At 47.5% G+C, this 23,093-nt stretch carries 24 protein-coding genes; 9 read left to right on the top strand and 15 right to left on the bottom strand.

Annotated features, from left to right (window positions below; translation table 11 throughout):
- Position 1: 1 nt before the first annotated feature.
- Both ACLVWR_RS16780 and ACLVWR_RS16775 read right to left on the bottom strand, forming a co-directional pair.
- Positions 2 to 1,879, bottom strand: a complete 1,878-nt coding sequence (locus ACLVWR_RS16780) for a hypothetical protein (protein WP_413581744.1) — start codon at positions 1,877 to 1,879, stop codon at positions 2 to 4.
- Positions 1,876 to 2,127, bottom strand: coding sequence for a hypothetical protein (locus ACLVWR_RS16775; protein WP_413581743.1), 252 nt, complete (start codon positions 2,125 to 2,127; stop codon positions 1,876 to 1,878). Before ACLVWR_RS16775 ends, ACLVWR_RS16780 begins: the two co-directional genes overlap by 4 nt.
- 37 nt (positions 2,128 to 2,164) lie before the next feature.
- On the opposite strand from ACLVWR_RS16775, the gene ACLVWR_RS16770 reads away from it, so the two are divergent.
- Complete coding sequence (locus ACLVWR_RS16770) at positions 2,165 to 2,713, top strand: hypothetical protein (RefSeq protein WP_413581742.1); 549 nt, start codon at positions 2,165 to 2,167, stop codon at positions 2,711 to 2,713.
- Here the strand turns inward: ACLVWR_RS16770 and ACLVWR_RS16765 are convergent.
- From ACLVWR_RS16765 to ACLVWR_RS16745, 5 genes are all read right to left on the bottom strand, one after another.
- Positions 2,700 to 3,353, bottom strand: coding sequence for a hypothetical protein (locus ACLVWR_RS16765; protein WP_413581741.1), 654 nt, complete (start codon positions 3,351 to 3,353; stop codon positions 2,700 to 2,702). The two genes, ACLVWR_RS16770 and ACLVWR_RS16765, sit on opposite strands and share 14 nt — an antisense overlap.
- A 2-nt stretch (positions 3,354 to 3,355) precedes the next feature.
- Positions 3,356 to 4,111 carry a DUF3943 domain-containing protein gene (locus ACLVWR_RS16760; RefSeq protein WP_413581740.1) on the bottom strand — a complete coding sequence of 252 codons (756 nt, stop codon included), beginning with the start codon at positions 4,109 to 4,111 and terminating at the stop codon, positions 3,356 to 3,358.
- Positions 4,112 to 4,213: 102 nt separating this feature from the next.
- Positions 4,214 to 5,239 carry a hemolysin family protein gene (locus tag ACLVWR_RS16755; RefSeq protein WP_413581739.1) on the bottom strand — a complete coding sequence of 342 codons (1,026 nt, stop codon included), beginning with the start codon at positions 5,237 to 5,239 and terminating at the stop codon, positions 4,214 to 4,216.
- Positions 5,240 to 5,379: 140 nt separating this feature from the next.
- Positions 5,380 to 5,817, bottom strand: a complete 438-nt coding sequence (locus tag ACLVWR_RS16750) for a response regulator (RefSeq protein ID WP_413581738.1) — start codon at positions 5,815 to 5,817, stop codon at positions 5,380 to 5,382.
- 171 nt (positions 5,818 to 5,988) lie between these two features.
- On the bottom strand, positions 5,989 to 7,572 hold the full coding sequence (locus ACLVWR_RS16745; protein WP_413581737.1) for an Rnase Y domain-containing protein: 1,584 nt from the start codon (positions 7,570 to 7,572) through the stop codon (positions 5,989 to 5,991).
- Positions 7,573 to 7,681: 109 nt separating this feature from the next.
- Between ACLVWR_RS16745 and ACLVWR_RS16740 the strand changes: the two genes are divergently transcribed.
- The 6 genes from ACLVWR_RS16740 to ACLVWR_RS16715 all read left to right on the top strand — a co-directional run bounded on the left by ACLVWR_RS16740 (position 7,682) and on the right by ACLVWR_RS16715 (position 10,952).
- Positions 7,682 to 8,155, top strand: a complete 474-nt coding sequence (locus tag ACLVWR_RS16740; RefSeq protein ID WP_413581736.1) for an OsmC family protein — start codon at positions 7,682 to 7,684, stop codon at positions 8,153 to 8,155.
- Positions 8,155 to 8,562 (top strand): alternative ribosome rescue aminoacyl-tRNA hydrolase ArfB, encoded by a 408-nt coding sequence (gene arfB, locus ACLVWR_RS16735; protein WP_413581735.1) that lies wholly within the window; start codon positions 8,155 to 8,157, stop codon positions 8,560 to 8,562. Before ACLVWR_RS16740 ends, arfB begins: the two co-directional genes overlap by 1 nt.
- 67 nt (positions 8,563 to 8,629) lie before the next feature.
- Positions 8,630 to 9,019, top strand: coding sequence for a hypothetical protein (locus ACLVWR_RS16730; RefSeq protein WP_413581734.1), 390 nt, complete (start codon positions 8,630 to 8,632; stop codon positions 9,017 to 9,019).
- Between the two features lie 15 nt (positions 9,020 to 9,034).
- Complete coding sequence (locus tag ACLVWR_RS16725) at positions 9,035 to 9,847, top strand: sulfite exporter TauE/SafE family protein (protein ID WP_413581733.1); 813 nt, start codon at positions 9,035 to 9,037, stop codon at positions 9,845 to 9,847.
- Positions 9,847 to 10,233 carry a DUF1634 domain-containing protein gene (locus ACLVWR_RS16720; protein ID WP_413583513.1) on the top strand — a complete coding sequence of 129 codons (387 nt, stop codon included), beginning with the start codon at positions 9,847 to 9,849 and terminating at the stop codon, positions 10,231 to 10,233. The genes ACLVWR_RS16725 and ACLVWR_RS16720 overlap by 1 nt, the downstream gene beginning before the upstream one ends.
- Positions 10,234 to 10,469: 236 nt before the next feature.
- Positions 10,470 to 10,952 (top strand): DUF4442 domain-containing protein, encoded by a 483-nt coding sequence (locus ACLVWR_RS16715; protein WP_413581732.1) that lies wholly within the window; start codon positions 10,470 to 10,472, stop codon positions 10,950 to 10,952.
- Between the two features lie 46 nt (positions 10,953 to 10,998).
- Here ACLVWR_RS16715 and ACLVWR_RS16710 read toward each other — a convergent pair whose 3' ends face one another.
- The 3 genes from ACLVWR_RS16710 to ACLVWR_RS16700 form a co-directional block, all read right to left on the bottom strand.
- The gene (locus tag ACLVWR_RS16710; protein WP_413581731.1) at positions 10,999 to 11,997 is read right to left on the bottom strand and encodes an NAD(P)H-dependent flavin oxidoreductase; all 999 of its coding nucleotides are present in this window, start codon (positions 11,995 to 11,997) and stop codon (positions 10,999 to 11,001) included.
- Complete coding sequence (locus tag ACLVWR_RS16705; RefSeq protein WP_413581730.1) at positions 11,990 to 13,183, bottom strand: voltage-gated chloride channel family protein; 1,194 nt, start codon at positions 13,181 to 13,183, stop codon at positions 11,990 to 11,992. Before ACLVWR_RS16705 ends, ACLVWR_RS16710 begins: the two co-directional genes overlap by 8 nt.
- A gap of 69 nt (positions 13,184 to 13,252) precedes the next feature.
- Positions 13,253 to 13,879: a TetR/AcrR family transcriptional regulator gene (locus ACLVWR_RS16700; RefSeq protein WP_413581729.1), complete on the bottom strand. Its 627-nt coding sequence runs from the start codon at positions 13,877 to 13,879 to the stop codon at positions 13,253 to 13,255.
- Between the two features lie 494 nt (positions 13,880 to 14,373).
- On the opposite strand from ACLVWR_RS16700, the gene ACLVWR_RS16695 reads away from it, so the two are divergent.
- A complete protein-coding gene (locus tag ACLVWR_RS16695; protein ID WP_413581728.1) occupies positions 14,374 to 14,865 on the top strand; it encodes a helix-turn-helix domain-containing protein in 492 nt (163 codons plus the stop codon).
- Here ACLVWR_RS16695 and ACLVWR_RS16690 read toward each other — a convergent pair.
- Entirely contained in the window at positions 14,862 to 15,833 is a 972-nt protein-coding gene (locus ACLVWR_RS16690) for a universal stress protein (RefSeq protein ID WP_413581727.1), read from the bottom strand. The genes ACLVWR_RS16695 and ACLVWR_RS16690 overlap by 4 nt on opposite strands.
- A 134-nt stretch (positions 15,834 to 15,967) precedes the next feature.
- Positions 15,968 to 17,494 (bottom strand): MFS transporter, encoded by a 1,527-nt coding sequence (locus tag ACLVWR_RS16685; RefSeq protein ID WP_413581726.1) that lies wholly within the window; start codon positions 17,492 to 17,494, stop codon positions 15,968 to 15,970.
- A 539-nt stretch (positions 17,495 to 18,033) separates the two neighbouring features.
- Here ACLVWR_RS16685 and ACLVWR_RS16680 point away from each other — a divergent pair.
- The gene (locus tag ACLVWR_RS16680) at positions 18,034 to 19,650 is read left to right on the top strand and encodes a fumarate hydratase (RefSeq protein ID WP_340597188.1); all 1,617 of its coding nucleotides are present in this window, start codon (positions 18,034 to 18,036) and stop codon (positions 19,648 to 19,650) included.
- 74 nt (positions 19,651 to 19,724) lie between these two features.
- Here the strand turns inward: ACLVWR_RS16680 and ACLVWR_RS16675 are convergent, their stop codons facing one another.
- The 3 genes from ACLVWR_RS16675 to ACLVWR_RS16665 all read right to left on the bottom strand — a co-directional run bounded on the left by ACLVWR_RS16675 (position 19,725) and on the right by ACLVWR_RS16665 (position 23,049).
- Positions 19,725 to 20,747, bottom strand: coding sequence for an AI-2E family transporter (locus tag ACLVWR_RS16675; protein ID WP_413581725.1), 1,023 nt, complete (start codon positions 20,745 to 20,747; stop codon positions 19,725 to 19,727).
- 163 nt (positions 20,748 to 20,910) lie between these two features.
- Entirely contained in the window at positions 20,911 to 21,585 is a 675-nt protein-coding gene (locus tag ACLVWR_RS16670) for a PilZ domain-containing protein (RefSeq protein WP_413581724.1), read from the bottom strand.
- 177 nt (positions 21,586 to 21,762) lie between these two features.
- Positions 21,763 to 23,049: an Hsp70 family protein gene (locus ACLVWR_RS16665; RefSeq protein ID WP_413581723.1), complete on the bottom strand. Its 1,287-nt coding sequence runs from the start codon at positions 23,047 to 23,049 to the stop codon at positions 21,763 to 21,765.
- Positions 23,050 to 23,093 lie beyond the last annotated feature (44 nt).

Raw genomic sequence — 23,093 nt, 5'->3', positions numbered from 1 at the left:
ATTAGTAACCCGTTATCCAGGTCACGTAAACTTTATTTCCTGCGCGCAGCAGGGTGAAAACAGTTTCGCCATTTGTGTTTTGCAACGTCGGTACGAACTTAAAGTCACCAGCAGCCAATGCCGTCGGCGAGGCCTGGGAGAAACTGCACATTGCTGGAGTGGTGCCACGCACTATTAAAGTATAAGAACCACCGTCATACATATTGGAAAAGCTGAAGCTTCCACAGTTGGCCGTGGTGTACTGCAGATTTCCATTGTTCCAGTCAATCGTGGTTGAGGCACCCGCATTGTAAACCTTGGATAGGACTTGTCCTTGCACTTCGATGGCAGCGTTAGTGGTTGAAGCCGTGTTGGCGATCATTCGGTCTGCGACCACGTTGCCTGTGGCTGTGATATTGCCAGAAGCCGTGACGTTACCGCCACTCACGGCCAATTGGTTCGTTCCAACCGTCAAACCATTTGCAGGCAAATTCAAAGTCCCAGTCATGGTGTCACCAGCTTTATTTACTGGCGTATAACCCAAACCTGTTGTCACGTCAGAGCTTGAAAGGTTCACATTGCCTACTACGCGACCTTTGCTGTCGACAGTTACTTTTGCATAGGAGCCGGCTGTAACGGTGTCAGGAAGACTGACGACGCCAGCCGTGACTGAAAGGCCCGCGCCGACCTGCAACACACCTTGCACTGTTGTTGATCCCACCGGGAAATCCGTGCAGGCAAAAGCGTCGGTAGTCGAAGACCAGGATATATACTGATTTGCAAGGCAGCTTGTCGTGGGCCATGGGCTTAGTGCGGTGTTATTTATTAGATCCGTGTAGCGAAGCTTCGAAATTTCCCAAGTTGTGGTCGAGTTGTTCCAGCGCAAACCCTGACCTGTGATAGTGCCGGAGCCGATGGCGATATTCGGAGTGTTGTAAGTTCCGTATTTCACCAGTGGAGAGATGGCTGTCAATCCCACCATAACATTGTCTGATAGAACAGAATCCAGGATTCGACCGCCCGAATCCAACTGCACCAGATTTCCCGGAGCGGTTCCGGCGTCAAGTGTTGCCGAGTCGCCCAACCCTAAGTTGTCGCGGGCATCAGCGGGGCTTGCGATATCCGATAGATTGCTGTTTGGATCCAACGGAATCAAAGTAAATGCTTCCCAGGAAGCTCCGGTCCAACGGTAAGTTTGATTCGCACTGAGTGTTGGCAGCGGGGCTTCGTTCAATTGATTTGGCTTTTCATAGCGATCATAGGTACCGGCTAGCAAATGCAAAAACTTATTATAGTCAGTACTATCCATCTCATTGGTTGTCACATCAGGCGAGAAGCGCAAAAGCTGTCTTGGCTCGTAGCCACCGACTTGCATGGATTCGACGGTGTAAGGAACATAAGACAGGTTTTGATATTCAAGGGTTTGCACGCCCATACCGTCATTGAAGGAAATAACCAGCCTGCGATTACCCCCAGGTGTTGGCGTGAATGTTTTTGAGGAAATAATGGATACATGTGTGACCGGGTCGATCTCCTCACAAAACGGAAATGGCCCCAGGACTGCCGGGCGATTGGAGAAAATTTCTGAAAAAGCCACGCCACCGTCGATGCCGGGATCTGATCTGACACCAGAGCCGATATCGATGTTGAAGACACCCTTGGAGTTGACCATGTTCAGAGTGTGCATCTCTTCGTAAAGCAGACAGTTTTCAATGCCGGATGAACGAATTTGAACTTTCAGCATCACACTGGCGGAATTCACGGGTTTGCCATCAGGTCGGATGATGCGACCCTGATAGCTCATGCTGTTAACGCCAGCAAATGCTGAGGGAGTTCCTGCGATCATCGCAGAAAATAAAAGTGCAAGCGTCCAAAAAAAGTTCATGAATAGAGATTTCATTGTGTCGCCGCCGGCAAGGATTGGGACGTGTGGAAATCCAACACAAACTGATCTTCAAATAAAGTTCCTTGAAAGCTTGTCATGACCGTATAGCCGGAAACAGTCCGCGTTGCGATACGATCGTTAAGCATGCTGATTGAGACCTGGCCGGTGTATCCGTCTTCTGTGATGACATTTTGATTGCTTAAAGGGGTCATACCCAAGGCAGTTGGGAAGCGACTATTGTCACCACGAATGGTCACATCCATTGAGCATCCTCCAAGAGTGGATGCCAAAAGAAGTGTTATGAAAAGTGTCTCAAACAAAGACGTTCCAAGTGTTTCCATTTTCATATTAACTAAATCGGAAAAAAGTTACGGGTTCTTAAGTTCTGGTCTCCTATTTGGGAACGCCAAATGGAATAATGGCGATATGAGTGGTTACAAAAGTAAAATTATCATCGCAATTTGCATTTCGATTTCAGTCGGGACCATAGTCTATCTGATTTCCAAGAACTATCATTTGTTCGTTTCAGAGGTTGTGAGTCCCACTCAGGGACCCTCTTGGAACTGGTGTCCCTTGGATGTTATTGAAGTCAGAAATCTAGAGGAAGGATCTTTGACTTCGGAAGCGAAGGATCTTGCGTTGCTGTGTGATGTGGCGATGGACGAAAAATTTTCGGGCCATGCTGCCGGGATGAAATTCAAGCCACTCTTGATGGCTCGGGGCAAGTCCGCATCCAGCAGTATATTGGAAATGGCTGAGGATAAAGATCACTTCCGGGTTGATGGTCAGGTCTTCAAGTCACGTCGTTTACAGGCTGTTTTAGTCAGGACCAAATTTAAAAAGCCATAATTCCCACAATGAAAGACAAACTATAGGCGGCGCTATGTCCGTCCACATTGCGGTCTGAAATTATCACCGGAACTTCGCCGGCCATGCCGATTTCCGTTTGCTGTTTTAGTTCATGATAGGCGAAGGTTATTTCCGTAAACCACACTTGCCCTTTGGTGGTCATGTGTAAAGTGCCCAAGGCTCCACCAACCAATGGGCCGTCCCATTGAATGCGATCCACATTGCCATTGTCGACTTTGCTATGATCGCCGTTTAAAAACATCACTGTCGGTGCGCGTCCAACGAACAAGCGGCCGTAGGGTTGACCCAGTTGGTATTGAGTCAGACTTGGCAGTGGGGTGCGCACACCAACAGTGAATAGGGTGTCCCAGAGCAAGTGATTGCCAACACGGTTGAATCCAACGGCAGACCCAATTTCAATTGCCCAATTTTCATTCAAGAAATATGTGACGTCGGTTTTAAAGCTCAGACCTAATCCGCCATCATAGGTGCCTTCCTGATCAGTGAAGAGGGAGGAGTTTGCACCAATGCCCGCAAATAAATGCATGCCTTCCGTCCAATTGTAAGGAAAGAATTCTTGCGCCTGCGCGCTGAGACTGGTCAGAAGTATGAATACAGTCACAAGGAGGGTTTTCTTCATAGTCAAAACCCCCACGAAACCATCATGCCGACACTGTCGTTGTTGATCAGTGGCATGGAGGTCATCTTGCTGTCGTGGCTTTTCAACAATTCAAAAGGATTCAGAATATAACCGACGACGTGAGCCACGCGGGATTCTCTTTCCAAAAAGTAGCGACTGGCGCGCTCAGCTCCCATGCCAAGCAGTGTTCCGTATATAGGGGTTTGATACATATCCTGAAAGCTGGGGCGCTCGGTGAAGCTTTCAATTGCAAACTCAAAGGCTAAGGAGGAAAGAACGGTCCATTGAAAAGCTTCGACTTCGGTGTATCCCCGGGAGCGGTAAAACAAGTAGTAGTAATTTCCAGAGAGGGCGTGTTTTACGATGTTGTAGTCAAAGCTGTCTTTATCAAAATCCGGGCGCAGGGGATAACTCAGGAAGTTATCCCAGGAGCCGTGTTCCTTGATGGTTTCGTGTTGGGTCAGAAGGTAAACGGTCCATTGGGCTCCATACATCATTCCAAAATTGATGGCGAGTTCACTGGCAGATCTTTGCGGAGGTGGAGGATACAACTTTTGCTGAAGCTGTCTGAGTTCTTCCACCTCATTGGCAATTTGGCTTTCAAGTTCTTTTTGTCGGGCTTTTAGTTCTTCCAGCTCCTGGAGGTGTTGCGGAAGTTGTGATGCGACCAAAGGCGCCTGGGGCACCTGTGCTACGGCGATGGGCTGCGTGCTTAATGTGATTGTGAATATAATTAGTGAAATTCCAAGTAGGTTCATAAGTCAGATACTTTCTGTATCTAACTTATCGCCTGTTTTTGATTGTATTATGAGGGGACATTAAGGGAATTCATTGTTCCATTTAAGCAACAATGATCCTGCTTAAATTCTGCGGCGGGATTTCGAAGCCAATAGCTTTTTAACGAAGCCGTCATCGTCTTCGTCGAAGATATCTCCGATGATTTCTTCGAAGATATTTTCCATCGTCACCAGACCTACGATATTGGCACGCTCATAGATTATGGCCATATGGGATTTTTGCTGCTGCATTTGCATTAGAATGCGGAACAGCGGCTCGAAGGCCTTGAATTTCAAGACGGGACGGATCAGTGTCTGCCAATTCACGTTCTTGTATTTAAGGGCCGTGAAAAATTCCTTGGAGTTAATAAGACCCACGATCTCGCCGTCTTGCATGACCGGAATGCGAGTGTGCCCAGAGTTGACGATGATCGTCTCAACGTCTTCGATGGCGTCATCTTTACGAACAAAGACCACCTCTTCCCAGGGAACCATAATGTCCCGGGCCAGCATCTTGTCGGCGCTGACCAGGTTCATCACATACTGTTTGGTGTGATGGGGGAGGTCTTCAATTTCAATTTCTTGATCAGCGGTGCTGTGGGTGTGAGAGTGTCCAAAGATTTTCAAAATCCAATGCGTGGATTTTTCCAGCACATAGACAAATGGCGAAAGAAACTTTTCACTCGCAGACAATCCACGCGCACTCCATAAAGCAATGCCTAGTGAGTTTCGCAGGGCCAGGGTCTTGGGAACCAGCTCTCCGATGACCACGCTCAAATAAGTGATTGGCAAGACGACCGAAGCAATGGCAAGGGCGTCAGCAGTGTTCGGAGATACTTTGAACAAATCGATGAAAATCGGCGAAAGAGCTTCCTCGGCTCCAGCGCCACCCACTGCGGCCGCGATGGCGCCTACGACCGTGATTCCGATTTGAATGACGGACAGAGTGCGCTCGGGATTCGCTTTAAGTTTCAATAGGATTCTTGCGCGACTGTCTTTGCTGGCAATTTTTTGCAGCTGCACTTTTCGTACAGTTACAAAAGCCATTTCGGCTCCGGACAGCAACATGTTCACAAATAGACAAAGAAGTACGACTATCAACTCAGCCATTTAGACCTTCAAGGTTAAAGATCAAAATGGTATTCATCAGGGGCGTGGGTAAGGGATCAGGATTCATAGATGTTGAATCTACCAAAAAATGAACCCGATTTAAAGTTTAAACCGGGTTTAGATTGTTGGATTTATGTTAGTTAAATAGATCGGAGTATGAAGTTGAACGAACGCATCATGGAACTGAACGCCTGACGCTTGTTGATGAAGCCCAGATAAGAAAAGTTTCTAACTAATGGTAAGTCCAACTCCTCCTCGCTGTGCCCAGTGTAAATAACTACCGGGATCGTCTTTTTGATTTTGTTAACTTTCTTTTCAGTCAACAGACGGTCCATCAATAAAAGTGTGTCACGCCCACCCATTTGCGGCATTTGCCAATCCAAAACCACAAGGTCATAGGGTTTGCTTGCAAGCAGTGGAATTGCATCTTGTCCGTCAAAAGCCATCGTGACGTCGCATTTATAGTGATCCAAAATATGGGACATCAGCTTTACGGAATCCAGGCTGTCATCGATCACAAGCACGCGGGGGATGCGCTGTTTGTCTAAAGCTGTTGAAGAAGTGGTATCTAACACCATAAAAGATCTCCTGTATAAGTCTTACTTTCTCCATTTGAACCGAAGTAAAACTGAGAATCTTCTAAAAGAAGGTGTCTGACGGGATCTTAATAAAACGGCTGTCGAAATACAGAGAGAGCTCTGGTTTCGACAGCCTTAAGGCTTAAGAAGCGAGTTTGAAATGCCGAGTTATTACGCAAGTTCTTTGCGAGTTTGTTCGGAAACCACAGTTTCGCGAACCACAACCACTTTGATTTGTCCTGGGTAATTGCACTCTTCTTCGATACGAGCTGCAATTTTTTTAGACAAATCCAGCGCGTGCAAATCGTCGATTTTTTTGCCGTTCACAAGGACGCGACATTCACGTCCGCCACTGAGTACAAAACAATCTGTCACACCAGGGAAGCTGCGAGCGATGTCTTGAAGTTCAGAAACTTTTTGGTTGTAAGACTCAATAGTTGAACGACGTGCCCCTGGGCGTGCGCCAGACACAGCATCGGCTGCAATAACCAGGAAGGCATGATCAGTGGATGGCTGTTCATCAAAGTGATGGGCCTTAACCGCATGAACAACATCCGGGGCTTCACCACGAGCGGCGATAAAGTCAGCACCAATCACGGCATGTCCACCTTCTTGAACGTGGTCCATGGATTTACCGATATCGTGAAGCATGCCCACGCGGCGCGCTTTTTTGATATCAATACCAAGTTCCGCAGCCATAAGGCCGGCAAGCCAACCCACTTCTCCGCAGTGGAAGTATTGGTTTTGCGTGAAGGAGTAGCGATAGCGCAAAGATCCCATCATCTGGCGGATTTCCGCATTCAGACCTTCAAGCTTAAGCTCCTTGGCCAAAGAGTCGCCATCATGTTTGATGTTTTTGAAAAGTTCTTTCTTCTGGTTCTCAGCAATTTTTTTGATGAAATCCGGAGTGATGCTTTTCTTTTCTTTAAAGATTCTTTCAAGCGTTCTGCGAGTCAGTTCACGGCGAACAGGGTCGAAGCCGGCAACGCCGACCATTTCCATGCCTTCTTCCACAATAATGTCGCAACCGCAGCTGTCCTGGACGGCTTTGATGTTGGCGCCCGCGGGATCCACGAAAAGTTTGCGAACGTGGGCGTCAGGGAAGTTCACAGCACCAATGCCGCGTTCGGCACAGTAGGGACGGGCAAAGCGATCAATGACCAGTGCCAGAACTTTCTTGGCGCGGGTTTCAGCGTGTTCTTTCGCGTCTTCCTCGTGCTCTTGAGCCATGCGAGCGGCGCGACGAACAGCATCCTCTTCCATGGAGACCTTCAATTGATTTTTGAAGTCCTCCGCAGAGGTTCCCAGTTTCGCAGTCAGTTTCTGAACAAATTCCTGATTCAAAACTTTTTGCGCGTCTTTGATTTTTCCAAGTTCAGCTTCCTGACCACGCAGGACTTGCTCCTGGGCCTTTACGTCAGTTTCGCGCTCTTGCAATTTCTTTTTTTCTTCCTGAACGATGGAATCCGCTTTGGCTTTCTTTTCGTTTGCGACCTCTTGCAAATCTTCAATGCGACCTTCGGACTTGAGCATGTCAGGTTCCACTTTGGTCCACATTTCCATTTCGATTTCCTGAATGCGCTCTTTTTGCTCAAGCTCTTTCAGCTCGATCGCTTCCGTCGCTTCATCGACGATTTCCTGGGCTTCTTCACGAGCCAGACGAAGAGTGCGTGCAACATTCAGTTTGTGCAAGGCCCAACCCAAAACACCACCGGCGATAATTCCAACGAGGGCTGTAGCAATCAATGCAGTCATAAATACTCCTAACCCTATAAGTTTACTGTTCAATGTAAAATAACGCAAATTTTCATAGGGTTTACTTCGTGTGTTATTCGTTCTAGACTGACGCGCAGGGAGGCAAATTATGGGGCAAATGGAGGCGAAAACACGTTGGACGGGTGGTCTGGGATTTGAGGCTGAGTCACGTGGATTGAAATTCATGATGGATTCGCGGGCAGAGGCCGGTGGCCAAAATCTGGGTCCAACTCCTAAAGAGGCCCTGTTGGCTTCTATTTGCGCTTGTTCGGGCATGGATGTTGTTTCGATTCTTAAAAAAATGCGCTTGGATTTGCAGTCCTGTGATGTCGATGCGCAAACCGAGACAACAGACTCTCATCCGGCGATCTTCACGCTTGTTCGTGCGCAATATATGATCAAAGGATCCAATATTAAACCAGAGCAGGCTATTAAGGCCGTAAATTTGTCCATGACGAAGTATTGTGGTGTCACTGCAATGGTTTGTCCGACGTCTCCTGTGCAGTATGAGATTTTTTTGAATGGCGAAAAAATCCACGACGGCAAAGCTGATTTCACTGAAGCATTGAATGAGGGCAAGTAATGCTTGTTGATGTTGCGCAATTTTACCACGAATTTGACTTTACCTATGCGCGCTCTCGCGGTCCGGGTGGTCAGAATGTCAATCGCACCAATTCGGCGGCGATTTTGCGGTGGAATTTGCGCGACACCCTGATGTTACCCGATAACATCAAGGAAAGATTGTTGGTAAAACTTGCGACACAGTTGACGGATGACGGTGATATTTTGATTCGCAGTGAGGAATTTCGCGATCAGGATCAGAATCGCTCCGCTTGTCTTAAAAAGTTGCAGGCTTTGTTGCAAAAAGCACTGTTCGTTCCGAAAAAGCGGATTGCCACCAAGCCCTCGCGCAGTTCTGTTCGGAAAAGATTGGATTCAAAGAAGCGCCATTCAGAAGTCAAAGCAGGGCGCAAAAAGGTTTCGAACTAGAAACTGTGCAGCTCGGCACGGTCCTTTTTGTTGACCTATTTTGAAAACCGCCGATAATTTGTCTTATATGGCAGCAGTAGGCAGAATTATTAAAAGTCTTATTTTTATTGTAGTTATCGTTGGCGTCCTTTGGATTCTGATGGCGAATTACAGTGTTATCTTCTCCAAGACCGTCAGCGGTGAAGTATTAAACGTTGAACGCGTTGAGCTTCCAGTGGCGTTGATCGCCCGTGCGGGTGGTGAGTTGAATGAAAAAGTTTTTTCTTTCGCCATCAGTATCAAGGACACCAAAACAGGAGAGATCTTTGCTGCGACTTCGGAAGATCGCCAATGGGCGATTGTTCAAACAGGTCAATGCGCGGAGGCGGTTTATCTGCCGTATCCACCTTGGGAGTTGAAAAAGCGCGGCACTTATTTTGGTGCTCGCCTGGTTCGTTTGTCAGATTGTCCAAAATAGATATTTAGGATCTTTATGCATGAAATACTTCTTCTCGTAACTGCCATCGGAGCCGGGTTCTTAGGGGCTCTGCTGGGTTTGGGGGGAGGTATTATCATCGTGCCTGTTCTCACCCTTGTTTATCATATTGATATTCGCTACGCGATTGCCGCGAGTCTGATTTCCATAGTGGCAACCTCCTCGGGGGCTGCAGCCAGCTATTTGAAAGATTCACTGACAAATTTGCGTTTGGCGGTTTTTTTGGAAATCGGCACGGTCAGCGGTGCGATTGTCGGCTTTTTGATTTCGTCTTATATCAAAGCGCAGTTTCTGTTTTTGTTGTTCGGTACGTTCCTGTTGTTCTCTGCAGTCATGATGCTTAGAAAACGCCATGAGCATTATTCCGCAAAAAATCATCCTTGGGCTGACAGTCTGAAGTTGGATGGTGGATTTCCGGAAGGGAATGAGTGGAGAACATACAAAGTTGAGATGGTGCCCTTGGGCTTGTTTGCCATGTTTGGTGCAGGTGTCTTATCGGCATTGCTGGGAATCGGCAGTGGTATCTTTAAGGTATTGGCCATGGATGGAGCGATGAAGCTTCCGATTAAGGTTTCCTCTGCGACTTCCAATTTTATGATCGGTGTTACAGCGGCGGCCAGTGCGGGGGCGTTTCTTTTAAAAGGGGATGTACGCCCTGAGATCGCAGCACCCGTGGCTGTGGGGATTATTATAGGCTCCATGGCTGGTGCTAAGGCGATGGTCAGAATGCCTGCGGCGATTATCCGTAAAATCTTCGTGGTCGTATTGTCGATCGTATCCGTGCAAATGATTATGAATGGGTTGAAGTGATGCAAGCTCAGTCACAACAAGATCAAATCCTTCATGATCTGGAATTAAGAATCAGCAAAATGCTTCGCAGTGGTGTCTATGTTGCCGGTATGCTTATGACCGTTGGTTGGTTGTGGGGCTGGATTAAAAACGGCGACACCCTGGGGAGTTTTACAAGGTATGAATCGCGCTCGCTGTATGAAACTCTGAACTGGGCGGTGATCACTCATGATCAACCGCTGATTATTGGTTTCGCAGGCCTGGCGGTTTTGGTATCGTTGCCGATCATTCGTGTTTTTCTGACGGGTGTTCTTTTTATCAAACAAAAGGATTACATTCTGGCGGTGATGGCATTTTCAGTGTTCGTCTGTTTGATTGCTTCGTTCTTTTTGGGGATTGAGCTTTAAAAACAGAAAACCCCCGGTTGCGAAAGTTCTTCCTTTGGTGAACTTGAATCGGGGGTCTTTGGGATCAGCCGGTGAATAAGCTGTTCAGAGGGAATGAGAACTTGGGATCAGTGCTTATTCAAAAGGGCCGTCCGTCTAAGTATATTGCACACCCATTCTTCTAAAATGTCAAAATAGTCGGGGGCTCACTTAAAAATGCTGGCCCTTCTCTGGGCTCGGGTCTTAAGATTAAAGGCATGAATACTAAAATCTTCAAATTCAATGCTTTCCTTGCGGTCTACGGACTTTTAAAAATTCCTTTGTTGGTTTTCATCGGACCGAAGGTCGTCGAGATGACAGACAAAAAATTCGTGATCAAAATTCCATTGGGATATCGTACAAAAAATCATCTGAACTCAATGTACTTTGGTGCGTTGGGTGTTGGTGCAGAGCTTTCTATTGCGGCGCCTGCGGTGCAGGTGATTGCTGAAAGCAAACAGAAGATCGATTTTATTTTTAAAGACTTCACCGCTCAATATGGCAAACGTGCAGATGGCGATGTGCATTTTGTCTGTGATGAAGTGGAGTCGGTGGTTTCCTTGATCAATGAAGCTAAAACCAATCCAGATCGTATCGAAAGAAAAATGAAAGGCTACGCGATTGTCCCAAGCAAAAGCCAGGAGCCGGTCATGACTTATGAGCTGACTCTCTCGGTTCGCAATCGCTCCCTGAAATCATAATAAAAAAAGGCCCGTTGCCGGGCCTTTTTTGTTTCTACTATTGTCTTTATTCTATGCCGAACTTGTTCAGATTTTTCACACTGGCTTCGTATTCAGAAATCAGTTTCGCGTAAATCTCGCGGACAGTCAGAATTTCATCGACCAAGCCCACGGATTGACCAGCAGTCCAGACTGTTTTCCAGGTGGGTTTCACAGCAGCTTCTTCCAGGGATTTCATGCCCATCAGATGAATCAAAGGCACCATGTACTTCTTGGTGAGTTTGTGGTCTTTTAAGACTTTCATTGCCCAAGGTAAGTCTGTACCCAGTTTTTGCACATAGGGAGTGTTGATCACAGCGGCTGGAGTGCCTGACACACGCGTGGTCATCACAATGTCTTCGGGTGTTGAGTTGACGATGGCGTCTTTGTAGGTTTGATCGACATTGGCTTCTTTGGAAGCGATAAAGCGAGTTCCCACACTGACGCCATCTGCGCCCAGGGCCAGACAAGCTGCGATCATGGAACCATGGGAAATGCCGCCTGCTGCAACAATCGGAATCTGCAGGCGGGTTTTAAGCCAAGGAATCAAAACCAACGGAGAGATGGGGCCCGCATGCCCACCGGCACCAGCTCCAACTCCAATCACACCATCGGCTCCCAGGTCTTCGCACTTCAGCGCGTGTTCAAGGTTAGTGACGTCACAGAAAACCTTTGCGCCGTTTTTGTGCGCCTCTTCGATGACTTTCTTGGGATTTCCCAAAGAGGTGATGAATAGATTTACGCCATGATCAAGAGCGATCTTCAAATCATCATTTTGGCGGGTGTTCGATTTGTTAACGATGATATTGATGCCGATCGGTTTCTTGGTTTTTTCGCGCATCTCTTTAAGTGCCGCCGCGTAGTTTTCCAAGGGGCGGTAGTTCAAGGCCGGAAATGTACCGATGCCGCCAGCTTCACTGGCTTGCGAGACGATGTCAGCGTTGCTGACCAAAAACATGGGGGCTGCGATAATCGGGTAGTCGATGCCCATCATTTCAGTGAATGGTGTTTTGATCTGTTTAAGCATGTGGTGTGACCTCGGTATGATGAGAGTGATATATCCCTTTAGATCCTGAAGAAAGAAAGCTGACAACGCAAGCAATGGCGCAAAAAACTGCGCCCTGGGTGCCAAAGAGTTCCATGGCCATGATCGTGCACGCCAGCGGAGTCAGGGCGGCACCGGCAAAAACCGCCACGAATCCCATTCCGCTGAGCAGTGACAGAGGCAGTGGAACTATCCAGGCAAGAGCGTTGCCCAGGGTGGCGCCGATAAAAAACAAAGGCGTGACTTCTCCGCCCTTAAAGCCCGATCCCAGAGTGACAACCGTAAAGAGAATTTTTAAAACGAAGTCATACGGGGCCACGTGTTTTTGAAAGGTTTCAACGATCACCGGGATTCCAAGTCCCAGGTAGCGGTCTGTCTGCATCAGTGTCGTCAGTATGATGATCAGGATACCGCCGACAAAAGTGCGAACCAGCGGATTGGATATTCCATTTTTAAAGAGGCGAACCATGTGGTGTAGGCTTTTGGTAAAAAAGCGTGCGCACAAACCAAAAGCAATTCCGGCTAAAATAGCATAACCGATATTCATCATTGTCAGGGGTGCCACTTCAGAAACTTTATAAACAGTGTGGTGGATGCCCCACAGAGAGCAAACTCGATCCGCTATGATTGCGGAAGCGAAGCAGGGAAGAATCCCTTGATAGCGTATTCTTCTTAAGGACAGCACTTCAAGTCCGAAGACGGCGCCCGCCAAGGGTGTTCCAAAAACCGAGGCAAAGCCCGCGGAGATCCCGGCCATGAGCAGAAGCTTTCTTTCGGAGTTATCAAACTTTAGAAAGTGATTCAGTTGGTCCGAGATCGAGGCGCCCATTTGTACCGCTGTGCCCTCGCGACCGGCGGAGCCTCCGAAAAGGTGGGTGGTCAGGGTTCCGAACAAGACCAGTGGCGCCATTCTAAGAGGCACAACCTGCTTGGGATTGTGAATTTCATCAAGTATCAGATTGTTGCCAGCTTCGGTGCCTTTGCCATGGCGATGGTAAAGCCAGGCAATAAGCATCCCTGCGACGGGCAGCAGAAACAAAAGCCAAGGGTGATCAATTCGAGTTTGAGTTACAAGATCCAGAGCGGCCAAGAAGGCTGCGGAAGCTGATCCTGCCAGCAGACCGACAATGATGGAGATGGCGGACCATCGCAGTGTGAATCTGAGCAAAAAAAATCCTCCTCGATATCAATCAGCATACGAGGAGGATTGTGAAGGGCAAGAACTTTTTCTTCCCTATTATGGTTTCAAATAACGGCTGATCAAAGTGTAAACTTCTTTTTTGATCTCGTTTTCTCTTTCAGGTGCTTGTGAGCCCAAAAGACTTAGCTGCAGGATATTATTGAAACTGCTCACGATGAACAGGGCGATCATCTCACGATCACGGCCTGGAATCTGAGGCAGATGTTTCAATACCGCTTTTTGATAGTGTTCAAAGAACACTCGGCGGGTTTCCCAGTAATCCAGCATGCCCTGAACGCCCTGCAAAGCAGTTCTCAGTGGACGATTGTCGTGAAAGCGCGTGAATCCAATATCGATAAATGCGTGGATTTTGGAATCCAGATCCGTCGACGTCAGTTTGGCAAGATCCTCTTCAATAATAACCAGGTCTTTTTGCAGAAGATCATCGATCACTGCTGCGACAATGGCTTCCTTGTTCGCAAAAAACTGATAAAGAGAACCAATACTCACACCGGCCATCTCAGCAATCTTATCGGTGGTGATTGCATGATAGGGTTCTTGCACCAACAGTCTGGCGCAGGATTCAACAATACTTGCCACAGTTTCTTTCGAGCGTTTTTGCACCGGAATTTTCAACATATATTTTTTGTCCGGATTGTTGTGGCTGATAGGACTTGCACCCATGTTTTCCTCCTTGTTGAGGTTTATTAATTAATCTCAGGTTCATATTCGGTCATGACCCTCGAATATTCAATACTAGTTGGTTAAGTATTAATAAGCGATACCTAGGATTTACTCGAGGGTACATGTGAGAAATTTTTCCGAACCATTGTCTTACTCTGATACTAGACCTAAAAGCTTCTTGTTTATTACTTGGTCGCAATAAAACCATCCAAAAACGATCTTTTTACGAGTTTTTCACGGAAAAATTGGCCAATTTATTCACGAATTCCATGAGTTTCCATGGGATTAATTTAGGAGCCTTCTTACATTTCTGTAATCAAGAGTGTTTGATGCATTCACGAGCATCATGAGAACAGGCGCATTCACCATGCTGAGTCATTAGGCAAATGGCTTAGCGGCTCACATTTACAAAATTCAAGAAAATATGATCGGCGTCATCCTAGGTATTAGAGAGTTGGTAGGATAATATAAGCAGTTCAGGAGGAGGTCTTTCCATGAACGGGAAATTAAAACTCAGCGTCTGTGTTCGTGATTCCCAAAATCAGGTTTTGGATCAAAACGAAAGTTCCAAAGAAACTTGTGGCGACAGAGTCGGCAGTGTTTGCCATAACTCCACGTGTTCGGATTTGTGCAAGCAAGTCACGGAAATGGCGCCGCTTCAGGATGGCATGAGTGTTTTTAAAAACCAGAATATCGACGATCATTATGTTGATGTGATGATGGTTAAAAACGGTCAGAACGTAACTACAGTCCTGCATCAACTGACTGATGATAATACGAAAGCAGTCAAACATGCTGAATATCTGGTGGGGCGCGGACTGACTCCCAGTGAAGTGCGCATTATTCAAATGGTGATGAGTGGTCAGACCAATCAGGAGATTGCAAAGCAGCTGTTTATCTCCAAAGCGACACTTAAGACTCATCTCAACAATGCCTACAAGAAATTACCTGCAGGCATGCGCCCTCAATCGGGTCGTGTCAGCTAAGGTGCTGGCGTGTCGGTAAAGCGATCTTCAGGATGATCGTAGAAGTGTCTGGTTATGACATACACCGGACACGCGGCCTTGCGGATCACGTTTCTGGTAAAGCTTCCCAATAGGGCAGAACTCATCGGCCCACTCTGCGCTTCCATCACAATCATTCCGGAATTAAACTGGGAGACGGCCTCAAGGATCGCCTCGTCAACAGACTTGTAGGAGCTGTCGATTTGATATTGGGCTGTGACGCCCTCTTTCTGTGCCCAGGTGATCCAATGGTGAGCTCTTTGTGATTGATACTCCACCTGTTGTTCGACGATTTGCTCCAAAGTCAGCATCTTGCCCTTAAAGTTATAAATCTTAGGGCGTGTGTCCATTTCGAAAAGACTCTCAATGGGGCGGGCAATACAGTGAAACAAAGTCACTTCGGCGTTCAGCATTTTTGCCAGATTAAGGACGTGGCGGAAGTTCTCTTTGGAGTGATCTCCAAATTCAGTGGGAAACAAAATACTTGAAACCGGTTTGCCGGTCGCGTGGGCGCCGACGACCATCACTGGGATGGCGGATTCCAGGAGCAGGCTTTCGGCAAAACTGCCCAGTAAGAATCTTTGAAAGCCCTGGCGGCCGTGATTCCCGACCACAATCATCTCGGCGTGAAATCGTTCCGCAAAATGAGTCAGGGTTTCGGCCGCTCCGGCATGGGACTGGGAGGCGTGGGGGATCACTTTGGGTTCCAAGAGGAACGGCAGATCATAGTCCTCTAGAACCTCTTTAAACAAAGCCTCGGCGGTTCTGGAGTGGTCTGTCACCCAAGTGGGGACCTCGTAGCTGGGCAGGACGATTTCGTTTTCACGAAGCAGATAAACCGGGAGAATGTCAGCTCCGGTGTTTTCATGTAAACGAGTGAGGTAGGTCGCCATTTTCTGATTGAGTTCTTTGTTGTCTTCAAAGGCATCCATGGCCCAGATAATCGTCATTGCGTCCCTCCTGGCAGCTTAAAACTCGTGCTTTCTTATTATTGCGCACGATAAGCACCGGGGACGGCAAGACCAGCCAAGGTGGTTGTGTGAGGATACAAAAAAGGCCCACCAGAGGTGAGCCTTTAAAGCATTTAGTTTGTCGCCGGGTCGCCCGTGTTGATGGACGTGCCCTGTTCTTTGGCAGCTTCCTGCTCTTTTTTCAGGATGTACTTTTTCGTCGCTTCCGGAAGTTCATTCCACATACGAAGTGAAAGGTACAAGCCCATGAAGGCGAAAGGCAAAAGGAACAAAGGCCAGTAGTGCCAGCTTTTCGCAGACAAGTAACCGATCGCCAAGGACTGGATACCTGAACCCAGGTAGACGCAACCATCCACGATACCTGAAGCAGTGGCAGTCATCTTCTTACCACCGAAGTCAGCTGCGGCAGTACCAGACATCAGGGAGTGAACCCCGATAACGGCTAGTGTGATTAGAACTGCAACACCACCCACGATGTTTGGTTCTTTGGTTAGGAACACAGACATTAGAATCAAAAGTACGATCATCAAGGCGTTGTTGATCGCAGCTGGAGGGCCACGGCGGGATTGGAAGACGCGGTCAGAAAGCATGCCGGCCATGAAGCCACCCAAGATGCCGGTCAAGCAAAGTAGCAAGCCCCAGTTTTTGATAAAGAATTGGGAGCCGTTGTAGAAAGACTCATCAATACCTTTCATTTCATGCGCAAATACCAGATACCACTGCATGATACCGTTACGAAGAACTCCGGAAGTGAAATCCACCAACGCGATCGTGTACATGATCGGGCTGGAGAATACTTTTTTAAGAACCACTTTCATCGTGATCTTAAGGTTTTCGTCGTCATCAGAAGAAGCGTCCGCTGTATCGAAATCACCGAAGTTGGCTTCTTTTGGGGAGTCCTTCAAAAGAACCATGTCAATCAAGGCCCAGCAGATCAAAAGGAACGCTGGAATCGTAAATACCAACCAAGTCGCATTCGTCACACCTGTGTCGATCGCGAAGATGTGCTGGATGAATCTTTGGAAAGCGGTCATCTGACCTTCGATATGAAGTTTGGAAGCCTCAACGATGGCCTGACCCCAGTCGAAGGCAAAGTAAACACCGAAAGAAATCAAAGTACCGAAGATCGCACCGAAGACGCCGCGCTCACGAACGTGGAACCAGTAGGCCTTAACTTTGATGATGGAAACCGCACCGTAAGATTGGAAGAACATGTTCATCGCAAACAGGATGGAGAAAGCCACCACCATATTTGTTTTCAAACGACCCATTAGGTAAAGATAAGTCGCTCCACCCATTAGTAAGTTCATCAATGAGGAACCCAGGGTTGCGATGATGATCCCTTTTTTACCGCCGATTTTATCGACGATCGGACCGTTGATCAGGAAAGAAAGACCGTAAGTGATGGTGCCGGCAGCGAAGATGATACCGAATTGTTCCTTGGTCATCATATCGCCCAAGGCATTTTTGGAAACGTTCAGATTGTAACGTCCCATGTAAAGGAATGCGTAGGACATGCCCAGCGGAAACCAGTTAATAAAACGACGGATCATAAACTTACGAGAGTGACCCAACGGATTGTTGCTGAAGTAAAGGATGATTACCGCAGCAAGACACAGTCCCACTAGAAACAAAGCCATGGAAGCCTCCAAAATTTTATTTGCGGTGAGAACGTAAGCGATAAAAAAAGAATTTGCAATCGGGGGAGTGCGCTTATTCCCTTCACAATCTTTAGGATTTGGCCAATTTCACTCTCAGATGGCTATAAATTCAGCGCATCACGATATTCATAGAGGGCCTAGAGTTCACATTTGGAATTTTACCTGCAGATTTTACAGTCACCGCAGACGAGAAATCATCAAAAAGGCTCAAATCGCACTGAATGGCTGCTGCCTTCATCCATAAGCAAAACTTATGGAAGAGACAAATATTATCGTTTTGTGCTTATAGGTCTAGGTTGATAAGTTGTGTATCAGAAGGAGACAACAAGTTTGATTCTCCTCCCTCGGAAGGTCCTTGGACCCCTCTCGAACGCAGAGAGCCCCGGTCCCACATATTTTGCCGCTTTCGCGGCGTTCGAAGTCCCACCTTAAAATCCCACCTAAAACAGCCTGCCGAGGGCTTGCGCGCGTCCGCATCAAGCCTTGCCGCAGCCGGTGGTTCTGCTATTCTCAGTTGCATGTCATTTAAGTATTTCCCACTCTACGAAAAACAAAAAGATACAACTCAATATCGCAAGATTTCCTCAGATCACGTGAGCACTCAAAAAATTGGTGACCGTGAAGTGCTGGTCGTTGCGCCAGAGGCTTTGGAACTAATTGCCCAGGAGGCCTTGAGCGACGTGTCGCATTTGCTGCGCTCCGCCCATCTGCAAAAACTGGAAAATATTCTTCAGGATCCGGAGGCATCTGCCAATGACCGCTTTGTGGCGGTGGATCTGTTGAAAAATGCGATTATCGCAGCGCAGATGGAATTCCCATCCTGTCAGGATACGGGGACGGCCATTGTTGTAGGGAAAAAAGGTGAGGGTGTATTCACTGGATTTGATGACAAAGAATATTTGTCCAAGGGTGTTTATAACACGTATCAAAAACGCAACCTGCGTTATTCGCAAATGGCGCCAATCACTTTCTTTGATGAGAAAAACACCGGCACCAATCTGCCTGCGCAAATTGATATCTACTCTGAAAAAGGTGATGAGTATCATTTCTTATTTTTGGCAAAGGGCGGTGGCTCAGCCAATAAGTCATACTTGCATCAAAAAACCAAAGCGGTTTTGAATCCGGAAGGGTTTGAAAAATTCGTGAAGGAAGTTTTGGTATCATTGGGGACGGCGGCGTGCCCTCCGTACCATTTGGCTTTCTGCGTGGGTGGTACTTCCGCTGAGGAAACTTTGAAAATCGTCAAGTACGCCTCTGCTGGTTATTTGGATGGATTGCCAACATCAGGTTCAGAAGGTGGACGTGCATTCCGTGATATCGAAATGGAGAAGCAGGTTGAAAAATGGGCCCGCGAATCCGGCATCGGTGCACAGTTTGGTGGAAAATATTTTGTGCATGATGTGCGAGTGATTCGTTTGCCTCGCCATGGTGCCAGCTGCCCGATCGGGGTGGGGGTGAGTTGTTCGGCGGATCGCAATATTCGCGGCAAAATCACCAAGGAAGGTATCTTCCTTGAGCAATTGGAGCTTCATCCAGAGCAATACCTGCCAAATCACCTGCAGGACACAGCTGCGGAAGCCATCAGCATTGATTTGAATCAGCCGATTGAGGAAACATTGAAAATTCTTTCTTCATTGAAGGTGGCGACGCGTGTGATGCTAAACGGTCCAATGATCGTGGCGCGCGATATTGCGCATTCCAAGCTTAAAGAAAAAGTGGATCGCGGCGAAGGTGTGCCAGATTATTTCAAGCAGTACGCGGTTTATTACGCCGGTCCTGCAAAGACTCCAAAGGGGTATGCTTCCGGTTCATTTGGTCCAACAACTTCCGAGCGTATGGATCCTTACGTGGATACCTTCCAAAGTTTGCGTGGATCAATGATCATGCTGGGTAAGGGCAATCGCTCCCAGCAGGTCACAGATGCCTGTAAAAAGCACGGTGGCTTCTATCTGGGTTCGATCGGTGGTCCTGCAGCACGTTTGGGCAAGGAGTGCATCACGAAAGTGGAAGTACTGGATTTCCCAGAGCTGGGCATGGAGTCTGTGTGGAAGATCGAGGTCAAAGATTTCCCGGCATTCATCATCGTCGATGACAAGGGGAATGACTTCTTTAAATCCTTCCTAAGAAAAGTCTAAAGGTCGAAGGTACGGACACACTTTCTCTGTAAAAATAAAAAAAAGGCAGGATTTGATGTGTCCTGCCTTTTTTATTACGTGTCGTTGCTGAAGAACGTTGAACCGTTGTGTTTTAATTGTTTCAGCAGTAACGGGATTGCCCCATAGGCGAGATTCATGATGACGGGGCCGAATAACAAGCCCGGAATGCCGAACATGATGACGGCGCCGATCACGCAAGTGAAGCCTACGAGTGGACTGATTTTTTGTTCGCCCATATTGCCGGCTAAAATTGGTTTTAGGATGTTGTCGATTGTCCCAGCAAGGGTTGCGACGATCGCCATGCCGATCGCAGGTCCGATCCGATCGCCAATAAACGCCAGGATGGCCAATAGGAATCCGACAGGGGCTGCGCCGATGATTGGAATGAAAGAGACCACAAAGGTCACCGTGACGACCAACCAGAAATCACCCTCACCAAAAATCAATCCACCAATACCAATAAAGAATGCCTGAATCACACCGATCACAAATGTTGAAAACAACGTCACCGCGCAGGCTTCCTTGGCTACTTTAATCAGATCTTCTGTGAGCTTGTCATCAACCAGGCTGTAGCGAATGACGAATTCCTTAATCGGTGCCGCTTTTAGCAAAAGTGCGTACAGGAATAATACGAAAATAAAAAAGTTAAATAAAATGCCTGGAAGTTGCGTAACCAGTGCTGAAGAAAATTCCAAAGCCCAGCTGCCGACTTTTCCGAATACGGAAGTCAGCATTCCCTGTGCTGGAGTCACCAGATCATAGCCGGTCCACTCCGTGGCTTGTTTTAGAATATTTAATCCCGATGTCTGCAGATTCTTGAGCTGGGTCATGACGGGGGTCGCTGCAAAGTCCTGCGGCGAAGAAAGATGGACGCCGATGCGGTAAGTTGCCAAGGTTAAAGGCAGCCATACCAAGGCAAGTCCAACAATTGTAAGTCCCGCCACTGTCAACCAGCGTGGTGCGCGGGACTTATTGCAGATACGATTTACGAAGTTGATCAATCCCATCGCAAAAATGCCAGCCAATAACAACGGCAGCAAAAATGGCAGGTTGATGTAGGTGAATAGACCTGCCATCAAAAGAAGGATTATCCAGGTAATTAATTCGGATCGTTCTTTAAGTGCGTCAATCATGGAATAGATTAGACTTTGTTTTTGGGGACGTTGCAAGAAAAGACACGCGGGAAGTGGAGCCAACGAACTGGAGCCTTCCCGCGTAAGAAACGAACATTAAATTTAATTAAACTACGATAGAGGAAAGAAATTGAACTCCCAATTCCTGGGTATTGGTTTCTTTATTCCATTTTGCCCAGCGCACCTGACCTTCCAACGAAACAAAATCACCCTCTTTGTTCTGATATGTCAAATTCACGAAATCTTTGTGCTCATAAAAAGGGGCCTGAATTTTCATGCAGGAGCCATGGATGGACAGGTTTTCAAAGCTGCCGCCCAGAATGGGCTGAAAGCCTTTGTTTTGATCTCCCAAGGGAAGTTTTGAAGGACTTAGAAGGCCTTTTGAGGTCGCGTGTTCGCGGCGATCCTGGCGGGATTCGACATTTTTTCCATCAAGGTATTTGTGAATATTGCGAACAAGGTTGGTTTCCTCAGTCTTCCACATCACGATGAAGTCGTTGTCGGCTTTTAGGCGAATACGCATAGTGCTGGAAAGTTCACTGACAATGAAAAAGATTTTAAGATTCTGCGTGTTTTTTTGCAAGTGACGGTACAGTTCATAATGGCGAACTTCCAAAAAGGGCAGGAAGGCGACGATGATTTTCTCGGTTTCTGGATCCTGCTTCATCAGGTCGCGCAGTTCATACGGATTTTCGACGATTTCTGCTTTGAGTGTTTTGTCTTTCTTTAGTGCTGTTGGAATTGCGTGAATACCATTGATATAGATGTGTGCTTTCATCATCGAGCCCTCCCCAGAGCAGATTGTTGAAGTGAAATAACGTTCTGTACAATGAGACAAAGCAATTTAAAGACCAGAGCCAGTTGTAAAATAAGGGGAGGAGACGCGAAAAAGTTAGACAGCTGTCATGGTATTATATGACAGCCGGTGAATGCTAACAGGTTGAATATGAGCTGTAAATTAAGTGACCTTTTGCCCGTTTGCCCAAAAGCTTGCCGATTCCACCAGGCCCGAAAGGACGGAGTGGAAATGAGCCTGGGTTTGCAGCTTTTGTTTTCCGAAGCGCGTTTCAAGCTCACCCTGGATAAACGGCACTTTGGCTGTTCCACCAGTAAGACAAACCAAATCCACCTGGTCTGGTGTGAGGCCCGCTGATTCCAGACAGCGATCAAGGCCCTCGAATATCTTTTGGCGGGTATTCATGGCCCAGTCGATAAACTGTGCGGTGGTGAATTGTTCCTTCAGTTCAAGACCGGGGTAATCGAAATCAAACTCGGTGCTGTCCGAGGCGGAAAGTCCTCGTTTGGTTTTTTCAATCGCTTCAAAGAACGGAAAGATCTGCTGGTCTTCAAGCAGGATGAAGAGTCTTTCAATGGCGTCCTTGTCTTTGACTGTAAGGGAGCACTTTTTAACTTCTTTGATAAACTCATAAGTGTCGCGCTCTTTAAGATGAACAATGTGCGCCGGGTGATTCAGTTTTTGCGAAACTGCCGGAGGCATGGTCAGAACATTGCTGCTCATGGGCAGGCGATAGCGGGATTTTGCACCGAAGTGTTCACTCAGGCGGTGACTCATGAAAACAGAATCCAAAGCGTCGCCGGCCATGGGGCAGCCATCTATGGCCAGCACGTCTTTGTTATCAAAGCCTTCGGCGCGCAGACGAATCAAAGTGAAGTCCGAAGTTCCGCCGCCAAAGTCACCGATCAGGACGATTTTTTCAGAAGTGATTTGTTTGCGATAGTCAAAAGCGGCCGCCAGTGGTTCCGGGACAAATTGAACTTCCTCGAAGCCGGCCATTTTTGCCGCCTTCTCCATGCGATGCAAAGCAAAGCCGTCGGCCACAGCATCCATCGAGTAACGCGCAGGACGGCCAATCACAGCTTTGGTGATCTGGTGATTCAGATGTTTTTCAGCGCGTTTTTTCAGCTCCAGCAAAAAAATACCGACCATGTTTTCCAAAGTGACAATGCGATTGTCGATGACGGTCCCCAGGTAGCTTTGGTTGGGGAGGTGGGATTTGAAGGAGCGAAACAAGCGGCCTTCCATATCCTGTTCGATGTATTGTTCAATTGCTTCTGAACCGTAGTAGCACAGATCGGGATTGGGGAAGTAAAGCAGTGTGCGCATTAACGTAGGGTCTGCGGACTTTGGATCCAACGGGAGTGCGCCGTGGACTTTGCCCTGGTGGTAGGCACCTACCAGAGAGTTGCTGGTTCCGAAATCTATGGCAAGAAACGAGTCAGACATATTGCAATCCTTCACTAAATCAGTCACCCTAAAGAAACAATAGT

This window comes from Bdellovibrio sp. HCB288, from assembly GCF_047305935.1.
In the GTDB taxonomy this organism is placed as follows: domain Bacteria; phylum Bdellovibrionota; class Bdellovibrionia; order Bdellovibrionales; family Bdellovibrionaceae; genus Bdellovibrio.
This window is presented reverse-complemented; position numbering and strand designations above follow the sequence as displayed.

Coding starts and splice junctions, on each gene's coding strand:
- ACLVWR_RS16760 (WP_413581740.1), bottom strand. CDS start 4,111: ATGAACCTACTTGGAATTTCACTAATTATATTCACAATCACATTAAGC.
- ACLVWR_RS16710 (WP_413581731.1), bottom strand. CDS start 11,997: ATGCTTAAACAGATCAAAACACCATTCACTGAAATGATGGGCATCGAC.
- ACLVWR_RS16675 (WP_413581725.1), bottom strand. CDS start 20,747: ATGGCAGGTCTATTCACCTACATCAACCTGCCATTTTTGCTGCCGTTG.
- ACLVWR_RS16690 (WP_413581727.1), bottom strand. CDS start 15,833: ATGACGATTATCTGGGCCATGGATGCCTTTGAAGACAACAAAGAACTC.
- ACLVWR_RS16665 (WP_413581723.1), bottom strand. CDS start 23,049: ATGTCTGACTCGTTTCTTGCCATAGATTTCGGAACCAGCAACTCTCTG.
- ACLVWR_RS16685 (WP_413581726.1), bottom strand. CDS start 17,494: ATGGCTTTGTTTCTAGTGGGACTGTGTCTTGCTGCGGTAATCATCCTT.
- ACLVWR_RS16750 (WP_413581738.1), bottom strand. CDS start 5,817: ATGGTGTTAGATACCACTTCTTCAACAGCTTTAGACAAACAGCGCATC.
- ACLVWR_RS16670 (WP_413581724.1), bottom strand. CDS start 21,585: ATGATGAAAGCACACATCTATATCAATGGTATTCACGCAATTCCAACA.
- ACLVWR_RS16770 (WP_413581742.1), top strand. CDS start 2,165: ATGAAAAGTGTCTCAAACAAAGACGTTCCAAGTGTTTCCATTTTCATA.
- ACLVWR_RS16740 (WP_413581736.1), top strand. CDS start 7,682: ATGGGGCAAATGGAGGCGAAAACACGTTGGACGGGTGGTCTGGGATTT.
- arfB (WP_413581735.1), top strand. CDS start 8,155: ATGCTTGTTGATGTTGCGCAATTTTACCACGAATTTGACTTTACCTAT.
- ACLVWR_RS16755 (WP_413581739.1), bottom strand. CDS start 5,239: ATGGCTGAGTTGATAGTCGTACTTCTTTGTCTATTTGTGAACATGTTG.
- ACLVWR_RS16715 (WP_413581732.1), top strand. CDS start 10,470: ATGAATACTAAAATCTTCAAATTCAATGCTTTCCTTGCGGTCTACGGA.
- ACLVWR_RS16700 (WP_413581729.1), bottom strand. CDS start 13,879: ATGGGTGCAAGTCCTATCAGCCACAACAATCCGGACAAAAAATATATG.
- ACLVWR_RS16680 (WP_340597188.1), top strand. CDS start 18,034: ATGTCATTTAAGTATTTCCCACTCTACGAAAAACAAAAAGATACAACT.
- ACLVWR_RS16745 (WP_413581737.1), bottom strand. CDS start 7,572: ATGACTGCATTGATTGCTACAGCCCTCGTTGGAATTATCGCCGGTGGT.
- ACLVWR_RS16720 (WP_413583513.1), top strand. CDS start 9,847: ATGCAAGCTCAGTCACAACAAGATCAAATCCTTCATGATCTGGAATTA.
- ACLVWR_RS16725 (WP_413581733.1), top strand. CDS start 9,035: ATGCATGAAATACTTCTTCTCGTAACTGCCATCGGAGCCGGGTTCTTA.
- ACLVWR_RS16695 (WP_413581728.1), top strand. CDS start 14,374: ATGAACGGGAAATTAAAACTCAGCGTCTGTGTTCGTGATTCCCAAAAT.
- ACLVWR_RS16775 (WP_413581743.1), bottom strand. CDS start 2,127: ATGGATGTGACCATTCGTGGTGACAATAGTCGCTTCCCAACTGCCTTG.
- ACLVWR_RS16765 (WP_413581741.1), bottom strand. CDS start 3,353: ATGAAGAAAACCCTCCTTGTGACTGTATTCATACTTCTGACCAGTCTC.
- ACLVWR_RS16730 (WP_413581734.1), top strand. CDS start 8,630: ATGGCAGCAGTAGGCAGAATTATTAAAAGTCTTATTTTTATTGTAGTT.
- ACLVWR_RS16780 (WP_413581744.1), bottom strand. CDS start 1,879: ATGAAATCTCTATTCATGAACTTTTTTTGGACGCTTGCACTTTTATTT.